16 protein-coding genes and 3 pseudogenes are annotated in these 16,318 nt (G+C 38.1%); 12 read left to right on the forward strand and 7 right to left on the reverse strand.

What is annotated here, in order from left to right; genetic code table 11:
* Positions 1-188 precede the first annotated feature (188 nt).
* Positions 189-1,997: a proline--tRNA ligase gene (locus tag CA730_RS06570; RefSeq protein WP_096665404.1), complete on the forward strand. Its 1,809-nt coding sequence runs from the start codon at positions 189-191 to the stop codon at positions 1,995-1,997.
* A gap of 66 nt (positions 1,998-2,063) precedes the next feature.
* Here CA730_RS06570 and CA730_RS06575 read toward each other — a convergent pair.
* Positions 2,064-2,252 (reverse strand): annotated as a pseudogene (locus CA730_RS06575) (Uma2 family endonuclease); the annotation flags it as partial.
* A gap of 548 nt (positions 2,253-2,800) precedes the next feature.
* Between CA730_RS06575 and CA730_RS06585 the strand changes: the two are divergent.
* The 6 genes from CA730_RS06585 to CA730_RS06605 all read left to right on the forward strand — a co-directional run bounded on the left by CA730_RS06585 (position 2,801) and on the right by CA730_RS06605 (position 6,772).
* Positions 2,801-3,412: a GerMN domain-containing protein gene (locus CA730_RS06585; RefSeq protein ID WP_096665411.1), complete on the forward strand. Its 612-nt coding sequence runs from the start codon at positions 2,801-2,803 to the stop codon at positions 3,410-3,412.
* A gap of 10 nt (positions 3,413-3,422) precedes the next feature.
* Entirely contained in the window at positions 3,423-3,551 is a 129-nt protein-coding gene (locus tag CA730_RS25980) for a hypothetical protein (protein ID WP_269076504.1), read from the forward strand.
* A gap of 239 nt (positions 3,552-3,790) precedes the next feature.
* Complete coding sequence (locus CA730_RS06590) at positions 3,791-4,165, forward strand: DUF1257 domain-containing protein (protein ID WP_096665385.1); 375 nt, start codon at positions 3,791-3,793, stop codon at positions 4,163-4,165.
* Positions 4,166-4,266: 101 nt separating this feature from the next.
* Entirely contained in the window at positions 4,267-4,479 is a 213-nt protein-coding gene (locus CA730_RS06595; RefSeq protein ID WP_096665388.1) for a DUF2997 domain-containing protein, read from the forward strand.
* A 54-nt stretch (positions 4,480-4,533) separates the two neighbouring features.
* Complete coding sequence (locus CA730_RS06600) at positions 4,534-5,085, forward strand: nucleotide exchange factor GrpE (RefSeq protein ID WP_096665391.1); 552 nt, start codon at positions 4,534-4,536, stop codon at positions 5,083-5,085.
* Between the two features lie 100 nt (positions 5,086-5,185).
* Entirely contained in the window at positions 5,186-6,772 is a 1,587-nt protein-coding gene (locus tag CA730_RS06605; protein WP_096665394.1) for an Hsp70 family protein, read from the forward strand.
* Between the two features lie 2 nt (positions 6,773-6,774).
* Here CA730_RS06605 and CA730_RS25985 read toward each other — a convergent pair whose 3' ends face one another.
* Together CA730_RS25985 and CA730_RS06610 are read right to left on the reverse strand one after the other, a co-directional pair.
* Complete coding sequence (locus CA730_RS25985) at positions 6,775-6,897, reverse strand: hypothetical protein (protein WP_269076503.1); 123 nt, start codon at positions 6,895-6,897, stop codon at positions 6,775-6,777.
* A 239-nt stretch (positions 6,898-7,136) separates the two neighbouring features.
* Positions 7,137-7,577: an ISAs1 family transposase gene (locus tag CA730_RS06610; protein WP_407919773.1), complete on the reverse strand. Its 441-nt coding sequence runs from the start codon at positions 7,575-7,577 to the stop codon at positions 7,137-7,139.
* Between the two features lie 240 nt (positions 7,578-7,817).
* Here CA730_RS06610 and CA730_RS06620 point away from each other — a divergent pair, with 240 nt between their 5' ends.
* Positions 7,818-8,435, forward strand: coding sequence for a hypothetical protein (locus CA730_RS06620; RefSeq protein WP_096665400.1), 618 nt, complete (start codon positions 7,818-7,820; stop codon positions 8,433-8,435).
* Between the two features lie 56 nt (positions 8,436-8,491).
* On the opposite strand, the pseudogene CA730_RS06625 reads toward CA730_RS06620, so the two are convergent.
* A pseudogene (locus tag CA730_RS06625) lies at positions 8,492-9,729 on the reverse strand (1-acyl-sn-glycerol-3-phosphate acyltransferase); the annotation flags it as partial.
* Between the two features lie 224 nt (positions 9,730-9,953).
* On the opposite strand from CA730_RS06625, the gene CA730_RS06630 reads away from it, so the two are divergent.
* Positions 9,954-11,762, forward strand: coding sequence for a proline--tRNA ligase (locus CA730_RS06630; protein WP_096665404.1), 1,809 nt, complete (start codon positions 9,954-9,956; stop codon positions 11,760-11,762).
* A 66-nt stretch (positions 11,763-11,828) separates the two neighbouring features.
* Here the strand turns inward: CA730_RS06630 and CA730_RS06635 are convergent.
* Positions 11,829-12,017: pseudogene (locus CA730_RS06635) on the reverse strand (Uma2 family endonuclease); the annotation flags it as partial.
* A gap of 548 nt (positions 12,018-12,565) precedes the next feature.
* On the opposite strand from CA730_RS06635, the gene CA730_RS06645 reads away from it, so the two are divergent.
* Both CA730_RS06645 and CA730_RS24165 read left to right on the forward strand, forming a co-directional pair.
* A complete protein-coding gene (locus CA730_RS06645; RefSeq protein WP_096665411.1) occupies positions 12,566-13,177 on the forward strand; it encodes a GerMN domain-containing protein in 612 nt (203 codons plus the stop codon).
* Positions 13,178-13,187: 10 nt separating this feature from the next.
* A complete protein-coding gene (locus tag CA730_RS24165; protein WP_197705504.1) occupies positions 13,188-13,472 on the forward strand; it encodes a hypothetical protein in 285 nt (94 codons plus the stop codon).
* A gap of 3 nt (positions 13,473-13,475) precedes the next feature.
* On the opposite strand, the gene accB is transcribed toward CA730_RS24165, so the two are convergent.
* Entirely contained in the window at positions 13,476-13,997 is a 522-nt protein-coding gene (accB, locus tag CA730_RS06655; RefSeq protein ID WP_096665414.1) for an acetyl-CoA carboxylase biotin carboxyl carrier protein, read from the reverse strand.
* Positions 13,998-14,271: 274 nt separating this feature from the next.
* On the reverse strand, positions 14,272-14,829 hold the full coding sequence (gene efp, locus CA730_RS06660; RefSeq protein WP_096665417.1) for an elongation factor P: 558 nt from the start codon (positions 14,827-14,829) through the stop codon (positions 14,272-14,274).
* A 261-nt stretch (positions 14,830-15,090) separates the two neighbouring features.
* Between efp and CA730_RS06665 the strand changes: the two genes are divergently transcribed.
* On the forward strand, positions 15,091-16,197 hold the full coding sequence (locus CA730_RS06665) for a peptidylprolyl isomerase (RefSeq protein WP_096665420.1): 1,107 nt from the start codon (positions 15,091-15,093) through the stop codon (positions 16,195-16,197).
* Positions 16,198-16,318: the final 121 nt, after the last annotated feature.

Consider the following 16,318-nt stretch of genomic DNA (forward strand, 5'->3'; position numbering starts at 1 on the left):
GTTGGTGATAATTAAGCACATATTTATGAATGTTTCGCGCAAAGACGCAAAGGAGCAAAGACGCAAAGAAATAGATAAATTCATTTTGTGGTCTAGGTTGTAAGTCCTTACTACAAAACTTTTTTGACTACAAGGAAACATTTTAGACGCAACCGATTTGAAAAGTTAGTAAAGTAAAGGGAAAAAGAATGCGATTATCACAAATGTTATTTTTTACACTACGGGATGATCCGGCTGATGCGGAAATTCCTAGCCATAAATTGTTACTACGTGCAGGTTATATCCGCCGCATTGGTAGTGGGATTTATGCTTATCTTCCCCTAATGTGGCGGGTTTTGCAAAAAGTTTCCCAAATTGTTCGGGAAGAAATGAATGCTACCGGCGCACAAGAATGTTTATTACCGCAGTTACAACCTGCTGAATTATGGCAGGAGTCGGGACGCTGGGACACTTATACTAAGGCTGAGGGAATTATGTTTTCCTTGGTGGATAGAAGGGAACAACAATTAGGACTAGGACCAACTCATGAAGAAGTAATTACAACTGTTGCTCGTGATATGATTCGTTCCTATCGTCAATTACCTGTACATTTATATCAAATTCAAACTAAGTTTCGTGATGAAATTCGTCCCCGGTTTGGTTTAATGCGCGGACGAGAATTTATTATGAAAGATGGTTATTCTTTCCATGCTGATGAGGAAAGTTTGCAAAAAACTTACCAGGAAATGTACACTGCTTACAGTAATATGTTGCGGCGTTCTGGTTTGGCTTTTCGGGCTGTGGAAGCTGATTCTGGTGCCATTGGTGGTTCTGGTTCTACAGAGTTTATGGTGTTAGCAGAAGCGGGAGAAGATGAAGTTCTCTATACTGAAGATAGTAAATATGCAGCAAACGTAGAAAAAGCAGTTTCTTTACCAGCAGATGCGGAAATTTCACCTTTTACAACTTATGAAAAACGGGAAACTCCGGGAACAGAAACTATAGATAAAGTTTGTAATTTCTTGAAATGTTCTCCTACCCAAATTGTGAAAAACGTTTTATATCAAACTGTTTATGATAACGGTTTTACTGTTTTGGTATTAATAAATATTCGCTCAGATCAGGAAATTAATGAAGTTAAATTACAAAATGAATTGACTAAATTAGCTCCTCAATTTGGTGCTAAAACTATCCTCACTTTAACTGTACCAAATGCTGAAGCTCAAGCAACATGGCAAACAAAATCTTTGCCTTTGGGTTACATAGCACCTGATCTTAGTGATGATTATATTGCGGAAAGTAAACAGGTAAATTCTCAGTTTGTGCGGTTGGTGGATAAGACTGCTGTGGAGTTAAAAAACTTTGTCACTGGTGCAAATGAAGCTGGTTTTCACGTCGTTGGCGCAAATTGGGGTGAGCAATTTAAATTACCTGCACTAACCGTAGATATTCGTAAGGCAAAATTAGGCGATCGCTCCCTGCACGACCCAACCCAAACCCTACAAACAGCTAGAGGCATCGAAGCCGGTCATATCTTCCAACTGGGGACAAAATACTCCCAGGTGATGGGTGCAACTTATACCAACGAACAAGGGGAAGAGAAACCTTTAGTTATGGGTTGTTATGGTGTAGGTGTGTCACGTTTAGCACAATCAGCCGTAGAACAATCCTATGATAAAGATGGCATAATTTGGCCAGTGGCGATCGCCCCCTATCACGCCATCATCACCATTCCTAACATTAAAGATGCCCAACAAATCGCCGTTGCCGAAAAACTTTACACAGAACTCAACCAAGCAGGAATAGAAACCTTATTAGATGACAGAGATGAACGGGCAGGAGTAAAATTCAAAGATGCAGATTTAATCGGTATCCCCTTCAGAATCGTCACTGGCAGAGCCATTACAAATGGTAAAGTCGAAGTAGTCAAACGCGCAACCCGTGAATCTCAAGAAATTGCCATTGACGAAGTGATCAATACATTGCAACAATGGATTAAAGATGCAATAGCAAGTTAACTTTAACTATTGTCAAGTGGGTATTCTGAGACTAAATCAGTCGAAGTATTACCCTTCCTGCCCTCATGAGGTACAGATGCCGTAATTGGTCGTAGTCAGGGCTGTTGCTGGGAGTGTCCCTGCCAGTTGTAGGCTTTCCGTCAGTGCAGCGGCTAAAGAAGGTTGATTAACATCATCCACTGGTTCATCTTCTAAAACAAAATCTTCAGGCAAGAGTTCCCAGGTAATCTTGTGGGTCGAAGCAGTAACAACCATAACAACCACAAATAAGGGATCGATTATTAATTATAGTATTTTATAAATTCTTTTTTTGGGAAATTGTCCTTGAGAACTTGATTATAGCAATATGTAGGGGCGCAGGGACTGCGCCCTTTTTCCGAAATCAGGAGTAAAACTGAGAATTTAGTGCGTTTATTTGCTGCTATTTGATTTGCTTACCATATTTTACTCAATTCTAATTTAAAAATTTTTTCAAGAAACCATAGGATTTAGATAAAGAGAAAGGTAACTGACTTGTAAAGATCACTCTACAATTGGAATGGCAAGAGGCAAAACTGGCAATAAAAATTCATGTCCAAATCAAAAGCCAAGATTTGAAGCGGGGAATAACGTTTATAAACAGGATACTATCGCAAGGCGGAAGTCAAAAGTCAAAAGTCAAAAGTCAAAAGTCAAAAGTCAAAAGTCAAAAGCAATATTGAGCAAGCTTCTCGGCGATTAAAAATGGTTGCTTTATTTACGCGGTGCTGTACTACTTATCTTACAAATACTATTTCCATCCTCAATCCAGTAGGTTTTATATTATGAATAACCAACAAAGAACTAACGGCGTTTCTTCCGGTGTGATAGCAGCTATTTCCGCAGCAGTGGTGGTGGTTAGCGGTGGTATGGCTTGGTTTTCTGCTCAGACTCCCAATAATTCTACACCTGATAACTCTTCACAAACCATTAAACAGCCTATCAAGCAATCAACAACTCAACAAGGTAATGAACAGATTGCTAGTATATATTGGCTCAGATCCAAGGAAAATCACCTGGATTTAGTTCCCCAACCCTTTAAAGTTGCTGCTACCCAACCCAATCAAGTTTTAGAAGCAGCATTTAAAACTTTATTAGCAGGTCGAAGTGAAGGCACAGGCTCTACTACTATTCCCCAGGGTACTCAACTATTGGGACTCAAAGCAGAAAATAATAATATTCATGTGAATTTGTCTGAAAAGTTTACCACTGGTGGAGGTAGCACGTCCATGATGGGGCGTGTAGGGCAAGTTGTATATACTGCTACTAGTTTAAATCCTCAAGCCAAAGTATATATCGAAGTCAATGGCAAGCTTTTAGAGGTTTTAGGGGGTGAAGGTGTGGAATTAGAACAACCTCTCACCCGCGAAAGTTTTCAGAAAAATTATCCGCTTTAGTCATTAGTCATTGGTCATTGGTCATTGGTCATTAGTCATTGGTCATTGGTCATTGGTCATTGGTCATTGGTCATTAGTCATTGGTTATTGGTCATTGGTCATTAGTCATTGGTTATTGGTCGTAATTCGTAATTCGTAATTCGTAATTCGTAATTCGTAATTCGTAATTCGTAATTCGTAATTCGTAATTCGTAATTTGGAATTGATAAGAATTAAAATAAACCACGAAGGGAAACTGTAGGGTGCGTCAGATATCAAAAATTTGTTTATTTATGTTATTATTCTGTCTGACGCACCCTACTAATTTATTATAAGCCTCTCTCCTATTAGGGGATAGGTTTGGAGAGGGGTTAAAAATACATAAGGAGTTGATTTTTTATGTCTCATTTTACAACTATTAAGGTGCAAATTAAACAGGGTGAAGTTTTGCTTGACGTTTTGCAAGAGTTGGGTTATCAAGTTGAACAAAATACTAATGTACGCGGTTACATGGGTGATAAAACTAATGCTGAATATGTGATTAAGCAATCTAATGGTTATGATTTAGGTTTTCGTAAAAATGGAGAAAGTTATGAGTTAGTGGCAGATTTTTGGGGTGCGAAAATTAATCAGCAGGAGTTTATTAATAATATTAGTCAAAAATACGCTCATAAAACTTTGATGGAAACAATTCAAACTGAGGGTTTTAATGTGGAGGAAGAGGAGGTTTTAGCAGATGGTACGGTGCGGGTTTTAGTTGGTAGATGGGTTTAAATAAGCATAAATAAGATCCCGGACTTCTTACTTTATTTAATCATTGATTGATAAGATATTAAAAAGAAGTCGGGGATCTAAGGACAAAAGGAAAAATTATTATGGCTGAATATCAAAAGATTGAATATCGCATTGGGAAAGATGGTAAAATTGTGGAACGGGTTTTAAATGTCACTGGTTCTAGTTGTGTGGAAACTACAAAAGGCTTAGAAAAATCTTTGGGACAAATAGAATCTCAGGAATTATTACCCGAATATTACGAACGAGAAGAGAATATTAACATTGCTGAAAGTCAATCTTTAAAACAACAATAAACTAGATCCCCGACTTCTTTAAGAAGTCGGGGATCTGAATACCACATAAATAATATGCTAGAACAAATTAATAATATTGCTTTTGCTGTAATTCTCGTAATCATCGTTTATATTATTCTGCGGATATTATTCCCAGAAACTAATGAAAATAAATCAATTAATAATCAATCTGCTATTTCTCCAGATACAGAACAGAAGATTAAAGATTTAGAGGTTCAATGTCAACGACTGCGCGAAGAACTAAAACAACAATCTCAACAATTACAAAGCGATTTTCAAAATGAAACTTTTACCCAATTACAAACTTTACTCAGCAACTATCCCACAGTCAAAAAAATGGCTTTAGCTAAACCTGAATTACCTGCTAAAAACCTAGTCTCTCTATTTACATCTTTAGATAATTTAATTACCAGTTGGGGTTATACTGTGATTGGTGAAACTTGGGAACAGGTTAATTATAATCCTCAATTACATCAAGCTGATAGCGATGATATTCAAGAAGGGGAATTAGTATATATTCGTTTTATTGGTTATCAAGATGGTGATAAAGTTCTGTATCCTGCTAAAGTTAGTCGCACTCTTCCTAGTGGATATAATCAATCTTAAATTATTATACAATTTTGTGGGGTGGGCATCTTGCCCGCCTAATCATAATAGCAGGCAAGATGCCTGCACCACAAGACAAAAACAATATAATTAATAAATTATGACAACTATAGCAATTGATTTTGGTACAAGTAATACTGTAATTAGTATTTTAGAACCTGATACTCAACAACCTAAAAGTTTACGTTTTCCTAATTTATCCCGTGTATTTGTTGGTGTGACTCCTCAAGGTGAAAGATTAGAATATCCAGTTATTCCTAGTGTAGTATTTATTAAATCGGGTAATAATATCATATTAGGTGAAGGTGTTCGTAGTCAAAGATTAGGACTTTCTCAAACTTATCCTCCTGAACGGTTATTTAAAAAGTTTAAACGTGATTTAGCTGGAGATTATCAACCACCAGCAATCCAAATTGATGGTATACATTATCATGCTGTCTCTATTTCTGAGTTATTTATCCAAACTATTTGGACAGAAATACAAAAGCAAAATATCCACCCTAGTCATTTAATTTTTACTGTTCCCGTTGGTGCTTTTGAACGTTATTTAGATTGGTTTCGAGATTTAGGAAAAAAGTTAAATGTTCCTCAAGTTTCCATTGTTGATGAATCTACTGCTGCGGCTTTAGGATATGCTATAAAACACCCTGGTAAGTTAATTTTAGTAGTAGATTTTGGTGGGGGAACTCTTGATTTAAGTTTAGTTAAAACTGTAACTAATGCTGATGAAAATAACAGTTTACGTGCTGAGGTTTTAGCTAAGTCGGAAGCCTATGTAGGTGGGGAAGATATTGATGTTTGGATAGTTGATGATTATTTACGTTCTCAAAATCTAACACCAGAACAAGTAGGAAAAATTGGTTATCAGAATTTATTAGAAATTGCTGAACGGTTAAAGATTCAATTATCAAAAAATCAATCTGTCGCTGAAAGTTGGTTTGATGATGAATCTTTTATGTCTTATGAATTAAAAATTAATCGTGAAAAATTAGAGGAAATTTTAGAATATAGACAGTTTTTACAACAGTTACGAAATACCTTAGATGAGGTTTTAGCTTCTGCTTTACGAAAGGGTATTAGTAAAAATGATATTGAACAGGTTTTATTGGTCGGAGGAAGTTGTTTAATTCCCGCAGTTCAACAATTAATTATTTCCTACTTTGGTAAAGCTAAGGTAAAACTAAATAAACCTTTTGATGCTGTCTCTCATGGTGCATTAGCAATAACACAAATTACCGAAATAGATGATTTTTTACGTCATAGTTACGCAATTCGTTTATGGGAAAGTTATAGCAGAAGTTATATTTATCATCCTATATTTACTAAAGGTACAAAATATCCTTGTCAAAGTTCCCAATGGTTAACCTTACAAACAGCAAATAATGGACAAACAGAAATTCGTTTAGATATTGGTGAATTAGCTGATATGACACAAACGGAAATTGCGTTTGATGCTTGGGGAAGAATGACTTCTAGCACTCTTCAACATCAAGAAAGTTACCGTTCCCTAGATACTCAACATCAACAGGTATGTGTTGCTAAACTTAACCCACCAGGTGAAGCAGGTATTGATAGAATATCTGTGTTATTTGAGGTAGATTCTCGACGGACTTTATTAGCAACTGTGAAGGATTTATTGAGAGGAGAGATGTTAGTTGATAGGGGAGAAATTTATAAATTGAGCTAAAATTATATAGCCACTGTATCTATCAAACCCTGCAAAACTTGTTGTAAATCAGTCGTCAACTCAGCCGCAGATTGTCTAGCAGCAACCAGGGGAAACGCATCTAAATTATCTTGACAAAATATCATTTTAGTGAATCAAGATAGAAAAATATCTAACTTCATTCAAAAACTGATTAATTTCTTTATTAAAATTCTGAAAATTTAATAAATTCAGGGTAATTATTTATTCTTGATAAAAAACTTATTTTGTTCATTTCTATATATTAATATCTATATTTTTTGACATTAAACATCTAGATCCTATTGCAGAATCCACAGAAAATAAGCTATTTATATTGATAGTTGTCTATAGGTTCTGATTTTTATCAGATACATTCTAAAATCTTCTCTAAATATTCATCATCCCATCCTGCACAAACCTGCTTACTTTTAATTCCTAGTTTTTGACTTTTTTCTTTTCCTAAAAGATTAACTGCTATATGACGAAGAACTGCGAAATTTTGTGGTGCGTTATCCTTTCTTATCCGACAATCATCTTCTCTAAAAGCTACATCCAAAACCCAATGTAATGAGTTTTCTACACCCCAATGGCTGCGAACTGATTGTCCTAATAATTTGGCATTATTCGTCAAGCTACTAATATAATAACGGGTTTCAACCTGAGTTTTTCCATTGATTTTTTGTATATATTCTACCATTCCTACACTTTGAAGATTTAGCCATTTATTGTCTGGATCCACAAGTGTTGAATCCTGCAATAAAACTTTACAATCTTTGCGTTTTACCCATGCACAACTTGGACACAATCCTCAAAATCTTAACATTCAACACTTCTGCAAAAATGAATTATGGGGACACGATCTTTTAATACACAATAAACCTCAGCTAGAACGGATGATTTTATCTGTTAAACCATACAAATGTTGGGTTTCCTATTGTCAACCCAACCTACAAGATCGGCGATCGCACTAATGTTGACACTTGTAGGCATTCGTGTCACAATTATATTCGTATGACTTCATGAATACCACAGTAGAAAAGAAAACATGACTTTGAAAATGAGGACTACATTTTTTGCAACTTTAACTGCTATGGCTTTGACCTCAAATATTATCACTCCATATCAAGCTTGGGTGCAAGCTCAGACTGTGAAACCTGTGCCTAGTCCAGTACCAACGGACAATCCTTCCCCGTCGGTAACACCAGATCCCATTTCCCTGCCCAATCCCGTTGAAGTTACTATTCCTGACGGAACCGAGATTATCCTTTCCACACTTGATGAGCTTTCTAGTAAAACAGCAAGAACAGGAGATTTAGTTACCTTGCGGGTTGATGAAGATCTAATTATAGAAGGTAAAGCAGTAATAACAGCAGGAACGCGAGCTCGTGCTGAAATTGCTGAAGTACAAAAATCAGGATTATTTGGTCGAAGAGGAAAACTTACTCTCAAAATTTTGTCAACCTCAGCAGTAGACGGCACGAAGATATCATTGCTGGCAGGGCGAAATAGCGAAGGTGGTGGAAACGTAGGAGTCAGTATCGCTGTATTCGCCCTTGTCAGTCCACTTGGTTTTCTTATTAAAGGTAGTAATGCAATCATTCCTGTTGGTACAAAGATCCGAGCAATTATAGATGGTAGAACAAAAATTCGGATATCTCAATGATACTCCCAGCCAAGAAATAGGGCTTCGCCCCGCACCGCTATTTCTTGGTTTTATATGCCTATTTTTTTAGTGGGAAGGGAGTAGGTGTCATTAATTTTATTAATCATATCCCATAAAAGTAAAGTCATTTCGGCAAATCTTTCCACAGTTGGTTTTTCGCGGATATACATCCCAGGAACAGCCACAAAACTTTCAACCAATCTCATGTGCCACATCCGAAAATATGCTTCTTCAGCAACTCTATCTCCCAGACTTTTCTCAATGGGTGATAATAATTTAATATCCTTAAAATCTTCCCTAAAGATATAATTCCAACCGGCTTTACCCGTCTACATCTATCATTCCAATGACCCCTAGATGGCAAATCAAAATATTGTTAAGCAATAAATAAAGCAATATTCATCACAGATTGTAACCGATAAGCTAAAGCCTCATTTCTATCGGTAATTTCCCCATTAGTAATTTTTTCATCTGGCAATTTTTGATGATAAAATTTAGTATAAAATTGCTCCATTACCGATAATAAATGTTCTGCCAAACCCAATAATCGGGGATAAAGCGCAGCCAAATTAGCCTCAGTTTTCTCTGGATTCACAGATAAACCACTAACTGCTTCTAATTCAGTTAACAAATTTGCTATATTATCCCAAGGCTGATTAACATAACTATATTTAATGCCAATTGGTACAATTAAAACTTCCTCATCTCTTCCCGCTTTTTGCAAATCTTCCGCACACCAAAAACCCATCTGTGCGATACCCGGTTCTAAGGGACTAATAATCTCCGATAAACCATTTGTAGCACCTTCTGGCGCAGCAGCCATGGGAAACTGACCGTTGAGATACAAATCCCGCACCGAACGCAACCCAGTCCAGTCAGCTTTACCGCGTTGAATCGGAGTTCCCCCCAAATGGGAAATTACCCAACCAACTTGAGAACCAGCCCAGAGAGGAATACCCCGATCATAGATAAAATGGGCATGAAGGGGATATTGTAGCTGTGTACCCCCAACTCGTGCTACTTTAGGCAAGATTTGGGACAGTAAATAAGTTAAACAAAGAGGGTCTGCTGTTTGAGGATGACGAAACGCCAACATAAACCTGATTTTACCATCCTGAAACCGTTGATAGCAATCCGCCAAAACTTCAACATTGTCTGCTTCAATGTTGCTAATGGGTGTTTTCCAGCGAATCCAGTTAGGTAGAACTAAATGTATCATTTTTAACAATAAAGGGTTAAAAGCTGGCGGAATAAATTCTAAAGGTGGTTGTGCTTGATACATTAATTCTGACAAGCTAGTTATCTCCTCAAGTTAGATGGAAAAAGCATGGTTGGTGATAATTAAGCACATATTTATGAATGTTTCGCGCAAAGACGCAAAGGAGCAAAGACGCAAAGAAATAGATAAATTCATTTTGTGGTCTAGGTTGTAAGTCCTTACTACAAAACTTTTTTGACTACAAGGAAACATTTTAGACGCAACCGATTTGAAAAGTTAGTAAAGTAAAGGGAAAAAGAATGCGATTATCACAAATGTTATTTTTTACACTACGGGATGATCCGGCTGATGCGGAAATTCCTAGCCATAAATTGTTACTACGTGCAGGTTATATCCGCCGCATTGGTAGTGGGATTTATGCTTATCTTCCCCTAATGTGGCGGGTTTTGCAAAAAGTTTCCCAAATTGTTCGGGAAGAAATGAATGCTACCGGCGCACAAGAATGTTTATTACCGCAGTTACAACCTGCTGAATTATGGCAGGAGTCGGGACGCTGGGACACTTATACTAAGGCTGAGGGAATTATGTTTTCCTTGGTGGATAGAAGGGAACAACAATTAGGACTAGGACCAACTCATGAAGAAGTAATTACAACTGTTGCTCGTGATATGATTCGTTCCTATCGTCAATTACCTGTACATTTATATCAAATTCAAACTAAGTTTCGTGATGAAATTCGTCCCCGGTTTGGTTTAATGCGCGGACGAGAATTTATTATGAAAGATGGTTATTCTTTCCATGCTGATGAGGAAAGTTTGCAAAAAACTTACCAGGAAATGTACACTGCTTACAGTAATATGTTGCGGCGTTCTGGTTTGGCTTTTCGGGCTGTGGAAGCTGATTCTGGTGCCATTGGTGGTTCTGGTTCTACAGAGTTTATGGTGTTAGCAGAAGCGGGAGAAGATGAAGTTCTCTATACTGAAGATAGTAAATATGCAGCAAACGTAGAAAAAGCAGTTTCTTTACCAGCAGATGCGGAAATTTCACCTTTTACAACTTATGAAAAACGGGAAACTCCGGGAACAGAAACTATAGATAAAGTTTGTAATTTCTTGAAATGTTCTCCTACCCAAATTGTGAAAAACGTTTTATATCAAACTGTTTATGATAACGGTTTTACTGTTTTGGTATTAATAAATATTCGCTCAGATCAGGAAATTAATGAAGTTAAATTACAAAATGAATTGACTAAATTAGCTCCTCAATTTGGTGCTAAAACTATCCTCACTTTAACTGTACCAAATGCTGAAGCTCAAGCAACATGGCAAACAAAATCTTTGCCTTTGGGTTACATAGCACCTGATCTTAGTGATGATTATATTGCGGAAAGTAAACAGGTAAATTCTCAGTTTGTGCGGTTGGTGGATAAGACTGCTGTGGAGTTAAAAAACTTTGTCACTGGTGCAAATGAAGCTGGTTTTCACGTCGTTGGCGCAAATTGGGGTGAGCAATTTAAATTACCTGCACTAACCGTAGATATTCGTAAGGCAAAATTAGGCGATCGCTCCCTGCACGACCCAACCCAAACCCTACAAACAGCTAGAGGCATCGAAGCCGGTCATATCTTCCAACTGGGGACAAAATACTCCCAGGTGATGGGTGCAACTTATACCAACGAACAAGGGGAAGAGAAACCTTTAGTTATGGGTTGTTATGGTGTAGGTGTGTCACGTTTAGCACAATCAGCCGTAGAACAATCCTATGATAAAGATGGCATAATTTGGCCAGTGGCGATCGCCCCCTATCACGCCATCATCACCATTCCTAACATTAAAGATGCCCAACAAATCGCCGTTGCCGAAAAACTTTACACAGAACTCAACCAAGCAGGAATAGAAACCTTATTAGATGACAGAGATGAACGGGCAGGAGTAAAATTCAAAGATGCAGATTTAATCGGTATCCCCTTCAGAATCGTCACTGGCAGAGCCATTACAAATGGTAAAGTCGAAGTAGTCAAACGCGCAACCCGTGAATCTCAAGAAATTGCCATTGACGAAGTGATCAATACATTGCAACAATGGATTAAAGATGCAATAGCAAGTTAACTTTAACTATTGTCAAGTGGGTATTCTGAGACTAAATCAGTCGAAGTATTACCCTTCCTGCCCTCATGAGGTACAGATGCCGTAATTGGTCGTAGTCAGGGCTGTTGCTGGGAGTGTCCCTGCCAGTTGTAGGCTTTCCGTCAGTGCAGCGGCTAAAGAAGGTTGATTAACATCATCCACTGGTTCATCTTCTAAAACAAAATCTTCAGGCAAGAGTTCCCAGGTAATCTTGTGGGTCGAAGCAGTAACAACCATAACAACCACAAATAAGGGATCGATTATTAATTATAGTATTTTATAAATTCTTTTTTTGGGAAATTGTCCTTGAGAACTTGATTATAGCAATATGTAGGGGCGCAGGGACTGCGCCCTTTTTCCGAAATCAGGAGTAAAACTGAGAATTTAGTGCGTTTATTTGCTGCTATTTGATTTGCTTACCATATTTTACTCAATTCTAATTTAAAAATTTTTTCAAGAAACCATAGGATTTAGATAAAGAGAAAGGTAACTGACTTGTAAAGATCACTCTACAATTGGAATGGCAAGAGGCAAAACTGGCAATAAAAATTCATGTCCAAATCAAAAGCCAAGATTTGAAGCGGGGAATAACGTTTATAAACAGGATACTATCGCAAGGCGGAAGTCAAAAGTCAAAAGTCAAAAGTCAAAAGTCAAAAGTCAAAAGTCAAAAGCAATATTGAGCAAGCTTCTCGGCGATTAAAAATGGTTGCTTTATTTACGCGGTGCTGTACTACTTATCTTACAAATACTATTTCCATCCTCAATCCAGTAGGTTTTATATTATGAATAACCAACAAAGAACTAACGGCGTTTCTTCCGGTGTGATAGCAGCTATTTCCGCAGCAGTGGTGGTGGTTAGCGGTGGTATGGCTTGGTTTTCTGCTCAGACTCCCAATAATTCTACACCTGATAACTCTTCACAAACCATTAAACAGCCTATCAAGCAATCAACAACTCAACAAGGTAATGAACAGATTGCTAGTATATATTGGCTCAGATCCAAGGAAAATCACCTGGATTTAGTTCCCCAACCCTTTAAAGTTGCTGCTACCCAACCCAATCAAGTTTTAGAAGCAGCATTTAAAACTTTATTAGCAGGTCGAAGTGAAGGCACAGGCTCTACTACTATTCCCCAGGGTACTCAACTATTGGGACTCAAAGCAGAAAATAATAATATTCATGTGAATTTGTCTGAAAAGTTTACCACTGGTGGAGGTAGCACGTCCATGATGGGGCGTGTAGGGCAAGTTGTATATACTGCTACTAGTTTAAATCCTCAAGCCAAAGTATATATCGAAGTCAATGGCAAGCTTTTAGAGGTTTTAGGGGGTGAAGGTGTGGAATTAGAACAACCTCTCACCCGCGAAAGTTTTCAGAAAAATTATCCGCTTTAGTCATTAGTCATTGGTCATTGGTCATTGGTCATTAGTCATTGGTCATTGGTCATTGGTCATTGGTCATTGGTCATTAGTCATTGGTTATTGGTCATTGGTCATTAGTCATTGGTTATTGGTCATTGGTCATTGGTCATTGGTCATTGGTCATTGGTCATTGGTCATTGGTCATTGGTCATTGGTCATTGGTCATTGGTCATTGGTCATTGGGAAATATATTCCCCCTGTTCCCTGTTCCCTGTTCCCTGTTCCCTGTTCCCTGTTCCCTGTTCCCTGTTCCCTGTTCCCTATTTAATACTTAATCAGGGTTAATTCTCATTAAAGGCTGACCATATTCTACTGGTTCACCATTTTGAACTAAAATTTCCATCACCTGTCCAGAGACTTCGGCTTCAATTTCGTTCATTAGCTTCATAGCTTCAATGATACAGACACTTTGACCAGCTTTGACGCGATCGCCTACCTCCACAAACGCTGCTTCTCCTGGGGCTGGGGAGCGGTAAAATGTCCCTACCATTGGTGATGGTACTTCAACTAATTTTTGATTAATTGGTGAAGAAGAATGAGGAGGTTGTGCGACTGAATTATCAACAACTTTATTGGTTACAGCCCCCTCAGTGGAACTGGGTAAGGCTGTAGATACTAACTGGGTTACACCAGCGCTCACCACACCACTAACTGTTCCTGGAGCATTATTACTAAAACTGACAGCTTTTCGGACTTTTAGCTCAAATTCATTATTTTTGAGGGTAACTTCCGCAATATCTGTTTGGGCAATAGTTACTAATAGCTGACGGATTTCATTAAAGTCTAATGTCACAATTATTTTACCTCGACCTAACTGTTAAATTAAAATTCTAAGTAAGGCAGGGATTTAATCCCTCTATAAAAAAGGGATTGAAATCATTAGCACCAATTTTAGATTTGGGATTTTAGATTTGGGATTTTATGGCAACTTTCCAGGTGATTAGGAACTCAATTGACATGAATTAAACTTATGCCACAACAGGGTTTTACTCCTGACGCTGACTCCTAACTCCTGACTCCTGCTGTATTCCTCACTATTCCAAATTGGTATCAAAAAAATAGGAAAATTATTCCCTGCCTAAATACTTATCTTCTCTGGTATCAATTTTGATCCGTTCCCCTTGGGCAATAAACAAAGGAACCATGATAGTTGCCCCAGTTTCCAGGATTGCGGGTTTAGTACCACCTGTAGCAGTATCACCTTTGACACCGGGATCTGTTTGCACAATTTCCAAAACTACAGAATTAGGTAACTCCACTTCTAGGACTTGTTCACCCCAGCGAATCACGTTAACTTCCATACCATCTTTGAGGTACTTGACGCGATCGCCAATTTGCGCTGAAGTTAATCTACCTTCCTCATAGGTTTCCATATCCATAAAGATAAACTCATCGCCTTCTTTATAGGTATGTTGCATCGTCACCTTTTCCAAAGTCGCTTGAGGAACGCTTTCCCCAGCCCGAAAAGTTTTTTCTAACTGTTTGCCAGTTTGGACATTTTTCAGTGTTGTCCGCACGAAGGCAGAACCCTTGCCTGGCTTAACGTGAAGGAAATCTATCACGCGCCAAACCGAACCATCTAATACAATTGAAACACCAGGTCGAAAGTCGTTACTAGAGATCATGAAACTTTCAAATTTTGCAAGACAATCGGCATTTATTGTACCCTTCCAGCGTCATAATTGGTTAATTGTTAGTTGTCAGTTGTCAGTTGTCAGCGCTCAGTTGTCAGTTGTCAGTTGTCAGTTGTTAAGAAAGAGGCAATAGACAGATATTCTCCCTGCTTCCTGCTCTCCTGCCTCTTCAATCCCCAGTCCCCCAATGTGGGAAGATAATCAATGAGTTACTTCCAGTCAACACTTTGATGCTGAAGAAAGGGAAATTTCATGTTGAACTTATTTAAGTCCTGGGTGAAGAATAGCCTAAAAGTAATATTGCTATTAACAATATTTTTAGGCACAAGTACGGCTGGGTGGACTCCCGCTAGTAATGCCGGCTTACCAGCAGGAAACGCAATTACCGACGGTAAGGCTTTGTTGCGCTATGCACTGCCGATAGATAATCAACCTGTCCGTAAATTGCAAGCCAGTTTAGAGGATATTTCTAACCAACTGCGGGCAAATAAACGATGGGGTGCAGTTAATAATGACCTCAAACAGGCATTGCGAATACTCGATAAACCTTCCCAAATATTAGCAAGCGTTCCGGAAGAACGCCAACCTCAAGCCGAAGCTTGGATGACTGAATTGAAATCTGGCATCATAGAACTGCAAGAAGTGGTGAAAACTAAACAAAAAGAACCCGTTCTTGACGGAAGAGCTAAATTACTCAATCTTGTTAGCTTGTTAGAAGAATCAATGGTGAAGGAATTCCCCTTTGAAGTCCCGGCTGAGTATAGTAACTTACCCCAACTCAAAGGACGCGCTACCATTGCTTTTAAAACTAATAAAGGTGATTTGACTGTAGTTGTTGATGGCTATAGCGCTCCCGTGACTGCTGGTAACTTTGTTGATTTGGTACAAAGAGGTTTTTATAACGGTTTAGAGTTCACCCGTTCGGAAGAATCTTATTTTCTCCAAACCGGAGATCCTGTAGGTAAGGAAGTCGGTTTTATTGATCCTCAAACTGGCGAATATCGGGCTGTTCCTTTAGAAATTCTAGTCCAAGGTGAAAAAGAACCAACCTATGGCATTACTCTCGAAGAAGCTGGACGTTATTTAGATATGCCGGTTTTACCATTTTCGTCTTTTGGCGCTTTAGTTATGGCACGTCCAGAAAATGAAGCTAATGGTGGTTCTTCTCAAGTTTTCTTTTTCCTTTTTGAACCAGAACTTACTCCCGCAGGACGTAATCTTTTAGATGGTCGTTATTCTGTGTTTGGTTATTTGACTGAAGGGAGAGAGGTTTTAGATAAACTCAAAGCTGGTGACAAAATTGAATCTGCAACCGTTGTTAAAGGAATTGAAAATTTAGTTCAGCCTCAAGCAGCTTAATAAGAGATTAAAATCAAAATGTAGGGACGTTTGAGTTTGATAAACGTCTCTACTTTCTAAGAGGATGTTTGAAAAATCTAATTTATTACTTGCCTTGGCGACTGGAAGTCGCGGCTACACA

Origin of the sequence: Dolichospermum compactum NIES-806, assembly GCF_002368115.1 — a bacterium.
Taxonomy (GTDB): domain Bacteria; phylum Cyanobacteriota; class Cyanobacteriia; order Cyanobacteriales; family Nostocaceae; genus Dolichospermum; species Dolichospermum compactum.